The 10735-nt window shown below is 42.2% G+C and carries 12 protein-coding genes and 1 pseudogene; 7 read left to right on the forward strand and 6 right to left on the reverse strand.

Features of this window, described 5'->3' with window-relative positions; all coding sequences use genetic code 11:
• Positions 1-160 precede the first annotated feature (160 nt).
• The 5 genes from ACFOHL_RS12400 (at position 161) to ACFOHL_RS12420 (ending at position 7330) form a co-directional block, all read left to right on the forward strand.
• Positions 161-949, forward strand: a complete 789-nt coding sequence (locus ACFOHL_RS12400; protein WP_376920556.1) for a hypothetical protein — start codon at positions 161-163, stop codon at positions 947-949.
• A gap of 10 nt (positions 950-959) precedes the next feature.
• Positions 960-1754, forward strand: coding sequence for a hypothetical protein (locus tag ACFOHL_RS12405; RefSeq protein ID WP_376920557.1), 795 nt, complete (start codon positions 960-962; stop codon positions 1752-1754).
• Complete coding sequence (locus tag ACFOHL_RS12410) at positions 1755-2396, forward strand: hypothetical protein (protein WP_376920558.1); 642 nt, start codon at positions 1755-1757, stop codon at positions 2394-2396.
• A gap of 228 nt (positions 2397-2624) precedes the next feature.
• Complete coding sequence (locus ACFOHL_RS12415) at positions 2625-5258, forward strand: TonB-dependent receptor plug domain-containing protein (RefSeq protein WP_376920559.1); 2634 nt, start codon at positions 2625-2627, stop codon at positions 5256-5258.
• 209 nt (positions 5259-5467) lie between these two features.
• The gene (locus ACFOHL_RS12420; protein WP_376920560.1) at positions 5468-7330 is read left to right on the forward strand and encodes a tetratricopeptide repeat-containing diguanylate cyclase; all 1863 of its coding nucleotides are present in this window, start codon (positions 5468-5470) and stop codon (positions 7328-7330) included.
• Positions 7331-7559: 229 nt separating this feature from the next.
• Here the strand turns inward: ACFOHL_RS12420 and ACFOHL_RS12425 are convergent, their stop codons facing one another.
• The 6 genes and pseudogenes from ACFOHL_RS12425 to ACFOHL_RS12450 all read right to left on the reverse strand — a co-directional run bounded on the left by ACFOHL_RS12425 (position 7560) and on the right by ACFOHL_RS12450 (position 10187).
• On the reverse strand, positions 7560-8222 hold the full coding sequence (locus ACFOHL_RS12425; RefSeq protein WP_376920561.1) for a cupin domain-containing protein: 663 nt from the start codon (positions 8220-8222) through the stop codon (positions 7560-7562).
• A 233-nt stretch (positions 8223-8455) separates the two neighbouring features.
• Positions 8456-8719: a Txe/YoeB family addiction module toxin gene (locus tag ACFOHL_RS12430; protein ID WP_376920562.1), complete on the reverse strand. Its 264-nt coding sequence runs from the start codon at positions 8717-8719 to the stop codon at positions 8456-8458.
• Positions 8712-8967, reverse strand: a pseudogene (locus ACFOHL_RS12435) (type II toxin-antitoxin system Phd/YefM family antitoxin). The gene ACFOHL_RS12430 and the pseudogene ACFOHL_RS12435 overlap by 8 nt, the downstream one beginning before the upstream one ends.
• Before the next feature lie 248 nt (positions 8968-9215).
• Positions 9216-9611, reverse strand: coding sequence for a VOC family protein (locus ACFOHL_RS12440; protein WP_376920563.1), 396 nt, complete (start codon positions 9609-9611; stop codon positions 9216-9218).
• A gap of 120 nt (positions 9612-9731) precedes the next feature.
• The gene (locus ACFOHL_RS12445) at positions 9732-10010 is read right to left on the reverse strand and encodes a hypothetical protein (protein ID WP_376920564.1); all 279 of its coding nucleotides are present in this window, start codon (positions 10008-10010) and stop codon (positions 9732-9734) included.
• Positions 10011-10187 (reverse strand): NUDIX domain-containing protein, encoded by a 177-nt coding sequence (locus ACFOHL_RS12450; RefSeq protein WP_376920565.1) that lies wholly within the window; start codon positions 10185-10187, stop codon positions 10011-10013.
• 107 nt (positions 10188-10294) lie between these two features.
• Between ACFOHL_RS12450 and ACFOHL_RS12455 the strand changes: the two genes are divergently transcribed.
• Together ACFOHL_RS12455 and ACFOHL_RS12460 are read left to right on the forward strand one after the other, a co-directional pair.
• Positions 10295-10516, forward strand: coding sequence for a TA system antitoxin ParD family protein (locus tag ACFOHL_RS12455; RefSeq protein WP_376920566.1), 222 nt, complete (start codon positions 10295-10297; stop codon positions 10514-10516).
• A complete protein-coding gene (locus ACFOHL_RS12460; protein WP_376920567.1) occupies positions 10509-10703 on the forward strand; it encodes a type II toxin-antitoxin system RelE/ParE family toxin in 195 nt (64 codons plus the stop codon). Before ACFOHL_RS12455 ends, ACFOHL_RS12460 begins: the two co-directional genes overlap by 8 nt.
• The last annotated feature ends 32 nt before the right edge of the window (positions 10704-10735 follow it).

The raw sequence follows: 10735 nt of genomic DNA on the forward strand, positions 1-10735 counted from the left end.
TAATACGCGGATCTCCGATAATTTTCAGGTGCTAAAACCTGCAAGTTGAAGTGGAATGGGTATAGTTAATTGCTGTTGAACTGTATAACACAGAACAGCTAACCACAAACGACTGCAGTAAATGTCAATTCGATCTAGATAATCAATAAGGAGATGTACAATGTCTGGAACATCTGAAGCAGTTACTCAGGCAACGCGACTCAGTGAAATTGGGTTCCCAGAGTTCACAACCAAACTTATATCCGATGTATTTGATGCATTGGTATCCAGCAATATTCGCCAAACCGAAGCATTTATCGAGCTTTTACAACAAACCAGTAAATCCCTGACAGCTTTCATCAATGACACAAAAGATGATATCAGCGGTGAGATGATTTTAGACTTTCTTGCGAAAGCGCTCCCTGCGCCGGTCGACGACCAAGACAAAGTGACGGCGGTTGAAAACAATGGTGGAACGGCGACACTAACCGAAGATCAAGCCAATCAGTTGAACGACGCACTCGCCTTGCCGTCGGAAGCAGGCGTAGCAAATGACAACAAAGTTGCTAGCTCTGGTGATAATAACTACGATTCAATATTAGATGCCGTTGCCTTGCGCATTTCAGCCAATAAGTATGACTTGCTAAAAGAAATGGTGAAACAAGGCATTTTGCGCTTAGTCATCGAAAATGGCGATATTGAAACTCGCCTAACTTTCACCACTTATGGTTCGTCGTTTAGCCGAGAAACGCAGAATAAATATAACCGCAAAGCCTTTTCTGCGAGAGCAAGGGCGAAAACCGGCTCTGCACTCTCTCCATGGGTAAAAGCGTCGGCCTCTACCAAGTACTCAAATGTGACGGTGTCGACCACGAGCAAAACTGATCAGGATCGCTCAGGTTCGCGCGTCAATATATTTGGTGGTGTCAAAATCAACTTTCGAACGGACTATTTACCATTAGATCAATAAGGATGATGTTATGTCTGACTCAGCTCTTAACGAGCTGGGTTTTGCCGAGTTTGTGGCAAAACTCATCTCGGACACATTCGGCGCAATTCTCTCGTCGCAAGTAGAACAACAAGAAAAAATTTCTGAATTAAACTCTCTGCTGGCATTAGATGATGATTCTTTTCTAGACTTGTGCTTTGACGACCCCGAACTATTGGCGCAGCTAACTGAGTTTTTAGCGAGTATATTTCCCTTTGATAGTGACGAGAAGCACGGTATTTTCGAGGGCGCAAATTATCAAGCCGCGTCTGATAAAAAAGAAGAACAGCCCCCCATATACGAGCAACTGCAGTTGAGGCTGGTAGAAAAAGAAGATTATGAAGGTAAAAAACTGACACAAAAAGGCGTTGACCGCATCCGTCGTATTGCCATGCTAGAAGTTGCAAACAAACAACGACAACTGCTCAGTGGTGTGCTGAGTAACGGCATACCCAAATTATTGGTTGACAGTGGCAAGATCAATGCGAAACTCACGTTTAACATTCCGAATCAAGAAGGCGATGATCAACGTGCAAGCGCGTCAGAAAATAGTGCCTCAACGACCACGGGAAGCGCTGCATCAGTATTTACAAGTAACACAACAGTGAAAACTTTTTCAAATAATAACTTTACCCTTGCGAATCGCTTTGCTGGTGTGATTGACCCTAAGAAACTGCTTAAAACACGCATAAATATTCGGCCTGCAAGCAATAAAGCACCGCAAGATACACAAAGCACAGCCAATATATACAGTGAAGTCGAAATTACTTTTAAGACGATATTGTAAATGTCTGAAAAACGCGATTTGCAAAGTCTAATCTGGCTTATCAATGCGGAGATTGCCAATGCAGTCAATACCGTACACGGTGGCTCAGAAAGCCTTGCAATTGACAAAATTAAAGTAAAAATGGGGCAATCGGAGCCAGATCGCGCGACGATTCCAGCAAACCTTCTCGCCACTCAGCGCTATCCTTTGGCACAAAATGCTTGGCTATTAGAACTAGAGTTCAGCCCAAGGGACATAGATATTCCTTCTCCGCCAAAGTTTTGGCAAGGTTTGTCTAAAGCTATTCCCGTTTATTGCATTCAAGGTGTAGGTAAAAAGCGAGCCAAGGTATTGTCACAGTTTAATATCGAGACTATTGGCGACCTCGGTAAGAGTGAAGTCAAGCGCCAGATTGCTGATTTTCGACAGTTACAAACCTTGGCGAACACAGCGCTTACCTTCCCACCCATTGCCATAACGGATGCCCTTCGCAAGTTTTCCGCGTTACGCCTTTTGGATGATAATAATATTCTCCCAGAAGTCATCCCAGACCAATCCAACTTAAATGCCTTTATTCAATGGTTACAAATGATTGAAGTTTGTGTAGACAAATCATTCTTGCGTGCACATTCTCTAGATCAACTAACAAACTGGCAAGCTTAAAGGCAGTTCTAAATAGAATAAATTAGGATAGATGTTCCCCCCTAACTGGATCTATATTTTCCTTCCAACTGGTACTACTGATCGCAAAATGTTTTTGAAATTATTGAATAGTACTACTCAAAAACTGAATAGTTATGGACACCTCTGACGTGAATGTCTTTTGACAGTGCGTAAATTAAAAACAATAAATTCAATATTTTACACATATTCAATTAATAGGATGTATAAATGCACCATAAACTATTTCGCTTGAGTCCCTTGTGTATCGCTTTGTCGATAGCATCTGGGTTATCCGTGTCTGAGGTTACCGCTCAGGAATCGCAAACCGTTGAAGACAATTCAGCGACCACAGAAAAAATTGCCGTGTTAGGTTCTCGCCGTTCAGGACGAACAGGAACAAGTACACCGGCACCCGTTGACTTTATATCTTCTGAAGACTTATCTAGTCAGGGAAATACCGATCTTAGTGTTATGCTGCGCAGTGTTGTACCTTCTTACAATGTTGCAGAGCAACCCAACCTTGATGAAGCGTCATTCATTCGCCCTGCAAATTTAAGAAACTTACCACCCGATCACACACTCGTGTTGGTAAATGGAAAAAGGCGCCACCGAGGTGCTGTCATAGCATTCTTAGGTAGTGGTGTTTCGGATGGTGCACAAGGCCCAGACATCTCTCCCATTCCCTCTATTGCCCTAAAAGAAGTTCAGGTTTTGCGAGACGGAGCAGCCGCTCAATACGGCTCTGACGCGATTGCTGGGGTAATGAATTTTCAGCTTAAAGACGATGCAGATGGCTTTACGCTTACCGCTCGTCGCGGCGCAACATTTGAAGGTGACGGTGAAAATTATCGCTTTGCAGCCAACTTAGGCTTACCACTTAGTGATGATGGTTTTGTTAACCTTTCTTTGGATTACTCTGAATACGAACCCACACAACGACAAGTACAACGAGGCGATGCAGCCAGACTTTCAGTAAATAATCCAGCTATTGCCAACCCTGCCCAAACGTGGGGCTCGGCTGAAATTAGAGATGATTTTAAATTTTTTGTAAATTCAGGACTTGAATTAAACGATCATGCAGAATTGTACTCTTACGCAAATTATGCAGACAAAGAAGTCCACACTATTTTCTTCTTTAGAACACCTGATGGCAGTGACCGTTCACAGAGATTCTCAAATGACGGCGGCCAAACTGTGTTGATTGGCGACACTAACTTAAACAACGACATTACTTGCCCTACTATCAATATTGTTAACGGCAATCCAACAACGAGCCCCGGATTTGAGCTTATATCTAACGGCGGCCCACTCGACGAAGAGTGTTTTGCCTTAGCCGAAGTGTTCCCCGGCGGTTTTACCCCGACCTTTGGTGCAAATGTCACTGACTCTAGTATTGCATTTGGTGTGCGCGGTGAGTTTGACAACGGCTTTTCATATGACGTAAGCGCACACACAGGGCGTTCAAAAGCTGACTATTTTTTTATAAACAGCGTCAACCCTTCTTTTTCTAACTCAGTGGCGAACGACGGGATAAGCCCAGGTTTTAACATACAAACGGATACCAATTTCAACATAGATCTTGCCTATCCGGTCGAAGTCGGCTTGGCCTCAGAGCTGAATGTTGCGGCTGGATTTGAATGGCGCGAAGAGGAATACGAAGTCGGTTTGGGTGACCCAGAAAGTCGTGAAGCTGGCGATCTTGCTGGTCAAGGATTTAGAGAGACCGTCGATGGCTTTGCTGGTTTTTCTACGCGAGCAGCAGGTGTGTTCGATCGTAGTAATATCGCCGCTTATTTAGATTTGGAAGCCGATATTGTCGATGGCTGGATTTTAGGTGCGGCGTTGCGCTGGGAAGATTTCGATGATTTCGGTTCGACAACCAATTACAAGTTATCTAGTCATATCACTTTATCAGATTCTATTTCCTTAAGGGGAACCGTTAGTACCGGCTTTAGAGCCCCTACTCCAGGTCAGGCAAATTCGGTTAGAACGTCAACGATTGTTACATCTCAAGGCGTATTGGAGTCAGGTACCTTGTCTCCCACTGACCCTCTGACCATTGCAATTGCAAATGCAATACCGGGTGCCCCCTCTCCAGAAATATTGCAGCCGGAAGAGTCAACAAACTACAGCCTAGGTTTTATCTACTCAAACTCAGGTGTAGATTTGACTGTAGATTTCTTCAGAATTGATATTGATGACAGGATTACGCTTGGCTCTAACGTTGATATTTCAGGCACATTAGCCGCAGGCGGCGCTGCCGCAGCAAACTTGCAAAATGTTATTGATGACATTGTTGCAGCGGGTGATGCGAGCGCAAGTTCAATTTCTGGCTTCAACTTTTTTGTGAATGACTTTGCTACCGAAACAACAGGTGTTGATGTCGTGTTGAGCATGCCGGTAAACCTTAACGAAGGTGATACACGTGTGTTATTTTCATACAACCACACAGAAACTGAAGTCACTAATAGTTCAAATGCTTTAAGCGCAACTCGTATTTTCTCTATTGAAAATGGTCTGCCAGAAGACAGATTTACCTTAACCGGTATTCATGCACAAGATGACTGGAATTTTGTTGCTCGAGGCAGTTACTTTGGTGAAATCGGAGTTGGGAATGATGTAGGCCTAGGTGTGACTGGCGATTTTGACGGATTTTACAGTGGTAAATTCCTTGTTGACTTTGAAGCGCAATATCACTTCAGCGAAAACTTCTCGATGACATTTGGTCTGCAAAACCTGTTTGACACAGTGCCAGATGAAGTGCCCAATCCAGAAAGTAATGCTGGTCAAATTTATCCAGAAGAATCCCCTTTTGGATTTAATGGCGGCAGCATGTATATTCAACTCAACTACACTATGTAAATAAAATACATAGCTAGCCAAACGCTCTGCTACCATTGAGCGTTTGGCTAACTTTCCTGAAATTCCCTAGCACTACCGACTTGTTTGCTTTTGACCTCATACAACTCAATTCTTTGTTGCTATAGTCGATATTGATACTAAGATAGGCTGTGTAGTTTGTTTTCAAAAGGAATTTCACTATTTTTCGCTTTAACAATGCGTTTTCTTTCATGCAAATCGCTTGCTGTGCTTACGTAGCTTCGTTGATTGCTGTGGCTAAAGCAGACGAATTGCCTGCGACGTTTTCGAGTGAAAATGCCTTGATTAGCTATATAGATGAGTTAAACACTAGCCACCCAAGCGACCCCAATAGCGTTATCGAACTCACAAACCAACTCATTGACTATGCCTTAAAAAACGAATGGCAAGAAGCCTATCTGCATGCAGCCGTGCTCAAATTCGAGAACTTATTAGAGCAAGACAATATTGCGCAAGCCAACATGCTCTATCAAAATATTTATCAAAAAGCTAAGGCCGTAAACAACGATCATATTTTATATCTACTTGCTGTGAACGAGCTTGATCTGCGCTTTTCACTTGGCGAAGATGTCGATTTTGATGCCTTGTACTTGCCACTCATTGAAAGAGCAAAAAAAACTGACAACCCCTATGTAATTACCAATATCTACTTTGCAATTGGCTTAAATCAGTACGAACGAGACTTATTTGCTGACGCTATTCAATCGCTTGAAAAAGCCTACCAGTCAAGCAAAAGCGTAGACGATACTTTTGCCCTCTCACAAATATTGACGCAACTTTCGAATATTTATTTTGATTTAGGCGATTTTCCTTTAGGTATTCGATACTCAGAAGAGGCCTTGGCAATAGCCAAACAAATACGAGACTTATTTAGTGAATCCGTGATTCTATACAACTTGGGTAGTGCTTATTTCTCGCACAAAAACTACGAAACTGCAGAAAACTACCTGAACGAAGCCTTGGCGCTAAGTAAAAAATTGAATGATGATATCGGTGTGGCATGGGCACAAGCTTCGCTGGCAGATATTGCTCTGGAAAATAAGGACTGGATGTATGCACTCGACTTATATGCGCAAGCCGAACAAGTTTTTGCCATGACTGGTGACCCTGAACTTGAATTTGGTGCCATTATTGGCCAAGTTCGCGCGAAACTTGAGCTAGGCGCATATGCAGAAGCACTAAGCAAACTCGACACAACGTATGACTTTATCAAAAACACCAAACGGCTGCGTTCGCAAATTGACTACACCAAAATATACGCGCAAATACGATATGCCCAGCAAGACTATAAACATGCTTACGATAAACTTGAAGAAGTGATCACGCTACTAGAACAACGCTATGAAAACGAGCAAGCGCAAGATATTCAAAAATACAAAATCAAATTTGACACGCAGTTAAAAGAAAGCCAGAACGCACTCTTGCTCAAAGAAAACGAAATTCAGAGTTTGCAACTTGAAACACAAGAGAGACAGCAAAAGCTTTGGATAATTTTTGTTTGTCTGACTTTGGGTTTTATGTTTATTCAAATGTGGCACAGGCAACGCTTTAAACGCATGGCCTTGCATGACTATCTCACCAACAGCCCAAACCGACGCGCCGTATTGGCCTATGCGAATGACTGTTATCGCCAAGCAGAGCACGGTAATACTCCCTTGAGTTTTGGCATAATGGATCTGGACAACTTCAAATCGATAAACGATAAGTATGGTCACGAAGTCGGTGACCAGATACTCAAACGCTTCTCAAAAGCCTGCCAAGCGGTGTTTAATTCAAAGGAACAATACGGCAGATACGGTGGTGAAGAGTGGTTATTTGTAACAAACGAACAGAACAAAGAGGCTATACAAGCCTTGTTTGAAAAACTGCGCAGTGAGTTCAATAGTACCAAGAGTGATACGTCACCAATAGAAATAGAGGTGACATTTTCTATGGGGGTTGCTTATTATAAAAAAGGCAAGGATCACGACATAAACGGCATAATCGCACGCGCAGACAGCAACTTATATCTAGCCAAACAGCAAGGACGCGACCGCTTGGTGGTTGATGAATAGCAATATCGCCACTATAAGTTTGTTATTCAGTGCCATTTTCAATATCCACTAACAAAAACTTACCTGTAGACCCATTTTGCCTTGCTACCTTGTTAGTTCCATTTTTACAAAAGACGTATTCAGTTTTAAATAGTAGCGGCTGAATGGTATTTGCGCAATGCTTTCACAACATATTCCCCATGCTAGTCTGTCTCCAATCATCTAGAAAAAACGGCAACGAGGAAGCCGTTTATAAATGACCAGTTTTTACATAAATCAGTGCGCCGTCATCTTTTGTGTATGGCGTATGCTTGCTAAGGTGAGGGTTCCTAATCCATGAGCCTCGCGGATATTCGCCATGCTCGTCATAAAAAGTACCTTTTAACACCAATATTTCCTCACCCCCCCAATGCTGGTGAGTACTAAAACGAGTGTTGGGTGCCCACTTGACGAGCGCTATGTGTTCACCCTCAAAATCGTGCAATGGCATAACACTTAATCCTTCAACTAGGCCTTGCTGCCAAGCTTGTGAATGCGTGTTGATAACTTTTTGCTCAAGATCTTTTGGCTTAAACTGTTGTAGCTTTACAAAGATGGTGGCACCTTCTTTACCTACCTTTGGTCTGTGTGAAGTGCCGATAGGGTTGCGAACATAACTACCCTCTGGGTAATCTTGGTGTTCGTCAGAAAAAACGCCTTCAAGTACGTAAAACTCTTCTCCTCCTGTATGCACATGTGAAGAAAACTCACTATTGGGTGCGTAGCGGACAATCGACGTGGCTCTCGCTACTTCGTCACCCACTCGATCCAACATCATCCTCTCTACGCCAGGCATTGGCGATTTAACCCATTTATAATCACTGGGGAGAATAACAACACCTTGCTCAAAATCTGCGTTAATAAATGTTTTCATTTGGGGTTCCTAAGAAGGTTACTCACATCAAGTATGACAGACGAAATAAACAGGTCTAGTTAAAGGTATTAGACTGATCTTGAAAAAGTAACCAAACAACAATTGGCTGCATTTTTTTAATGTATGTGTCTGGGTGGGTGCAACTAAATTTTGTATGGAGTGGAGGTTGCAAATGCAAGCGGCATGACATTGTCGGGGCACCTCTGTTCAATCTTTTATTAGCTACCTTACGCTTAGTAATGGTAGCGACAAGAAATAATAATAATTGCTCCATCGTCAACGGCATAGACCAACCTATTTGTATCATCAATTCTGCGCGACCAAAACCCCGATAGATTTTCCCTCAACGGTTCTGGCTTACCAATTCCCTCAAATGGAGAACGCAATACATCCGCTATTAACTTATTCATACGTTTGAGCTTTTTTCTGTCTTGAGTCTGCCAATACAAATAGTTTTTCCAAGCCTCATCAGTCCATGATGACAGCTTCTCACTCACCGATTACTTCCCTTTGTTTAGTCTTGCCATTTCTATACTGGCTGATAGACCTTTCAAGATGGCCGGCATTTGCAGGGGAACGAAGCAAATGAACAGTCTCCATCAAACTATTGTAATAGTCTAGAGACATCACCACTGCATCGTCCGAATCTCTGCGAGTAATCACAGTAGTATCTGCATCGTTGACGGCAGAATCTAAAACAGTTTTGTAAGCTATTTCTGGCTTCAGTAAAGGAAACAATTTTTATAATTAACTCAACATGTACAATAAACAAGACAAGTTTATTTTAGTTTAAAAAACATGTACAAAATTATGTACAACTTAAAGCCTACTTGGGTGGCTAACGAGGCTGTAGAAAAACTAAAACGCGAAAAAAACTTCGCGCTCTACGTTGATTATTTCTATAGTTCGATGGACCGACCTATCTAAGATTCACTTAGCAACGCAACGGAGATCCAGCACTGTAAGAGCCATTTTTGATAACTTTGTTATAACTTAGCTGGATATTGGCGTACAGAGCTCAAGTAGAATGCCAGCCGGGCAACGCACATAAGAAACAACTTGCCCCCAAGGTTTTTGGTCAGGAGCTTTTAGCTCTGTTGCCCCAAACTCAAGTGCCGCAATATGAGCTGCGTTGACATCAGAAGTAACCAAAGCGATTTCAATGCCTAGAGGTTTTTCTGAGATAGAACCATTTACGTAGCCACCATTGAAATTAGAGCCGCCCAGCTCGTGAGATGCAAATGAAAGTGTTGTCTCTCCGGTATTTAATTCACCGTAATCACCTTCTTCCGTCACAAACTTTCGCTCCATGCCAAAAGCTTCTTCAAAAAACGAAATCGCTTCGTTAACATCTGAAACATATACGATGGTATATCCAAACTTAATCACTTCTCTCTCCTTGTGGTATTGTGGAAGTAGCACAGAAAAGGAACTTATTGAGTGAAGCTTATTTTTTCAACTACCGCAAGGAGCAACTATTTGTATTGGCAAAATACCGATAAAAAAATATTATGCACTTTTCTGTTTTTCCAAAATAGTTGCCATCAAATCCGGAATAGTCTCTGGCTTAAAAGTATCCACATTTTGAGATTTCATTTCGTCTAGAGTCCACCATTTCCATCGTTGAATGGTACTCTTCTCTTCATCAGTCCAATCTGCTGCGAATACCTTTTCTTTATACGCGCAGATAACCAAATAATATTTCTCTTTCCATATTGCTGGCTTTGACCTAGCGACCGCAAAAACATCCTCTCGTTCCATGATCAAGTCACCAATAGTTTCATTCAATCATGTTTCTTCATATAATTTTCGAGAGGCGGCATCTAGGTATGTTTCGCCTTCCTTAAGCTCTCCGCCGGCAGTAGCCCAAAAAGGCTCGCTTCTGTGTTCGTCCTTGTACTGAAAAAGTAAGAGTTCTTCTTTTTCGTTCACGATCATAAGCCTAGAGCAATATCTTTCTTCCATCACCTCTCCAATTTCGGCTTTGGTGCATAACCGCTAACCTGAGCGGCGCAAATTGCCACACTTGATGCATCCTGCTACAATCTAGCGAGTTGTATAGGAGGTATAATATGGCAACCGCAAGCATAAGACTAGACCAAAATTTGGTAGAAAAAGCCTCTATCATGGGAAAGGCTCTAAACCGATCGACACCCAAGCAGATTGAACATTGGGCAAAGATCGGAGAGATGATGGAAGATAACCCTGACTTACCCTATGAGTTTGTGAAACAGGTAATTATTTCTAGAGCAGAAAAAGAAGCAGGTAAGTTGGAGCCGTATAGCTTTGACTAAAATCACTAGCGTTTTACAAACACAAAACTTTAAAAGAGCAGTCAAAAAACTACACAAGAATCAAAAATCTGATTTAGACAAAGCAATAAAAGTGCTCATGGCAGATCCTTTACTTGGCCAGCAAAAGAAAGGTGATTTGTCATTTATACCCGTCTATACCCATTCCACTTCAACTTGCAGGTTTTAGCACCTGAAAATTATCGGAGATCCGCGTATTAA

This window comes from Agaribacter flavus, from assembly GCF_042646125.1.
GTDB lineage: Bacteria > Pseudomonadota > Gammaproteobacteria > Enterobacterales > Alteromonadaceae > Glaciecola > Glaciecola flavus.

Bases quoted from the DNA above. Each gene is read 5' to 3' on its own strand.
- ACFOHL_RS12410 (WP_376920558.1), top strand. From the start codon at position 1,755: ATGTCTGAAAAACGCGATTTGCAAAGTCTAATCTGGCTTATCAATGCG.
- ACFOHL_RS12425 (WP_376920561.1), bottom strand. From the start codon at position 8,222: ATGAAAACATTTATTAACGCAGATTTTGAGCAAGGTGTTGTTATTCTC.
- ACFOHL_RS12405 (WP_376920557.1), top strand. From the start codon at position 960: ATGTCTGACTCAGCTCTTAACGAGCTGGGTTTTGCCGAGTTTGTGGCA.
- ACFOHL_RS12450 (WP_376920565.1), bottom strand. From the start codon at position 10,187: ATGGAAGAAAGATATTGCTCTAGGCTTATGATCGTGAACGAAAAAGAA.
- ACFOHL_RS12420 (WP_376920560.1), top strand. From the start codon at position 5,468: ATGCAAATCGCTTGCTGTGCTTACGTAGCTTCGTTGATTGCTGTGGCT.
- ACFOHL_RS12400 (WP_376920556.1), top strand. From the start codon at position 161: ATGTCTGGAACATCTGAAGCAGTTACTCAGGCAACGCGACTCAGTGAA.
- ACFOHL_RS12455 (WP_376920566.1), top strand. From the start codon at position 10,295: ATGGCAACCGCAAGCATAAGACTAGACCAAAATTTGGTAGAAAAAGCC.
- ACFOHL_RS12415 (WP_376920559.1), top strand. From the start codon at position 2,625: ATGCACCATAAACTATTTCGCTTGAGTCCCTTGTGTATCGCTTTGTCG.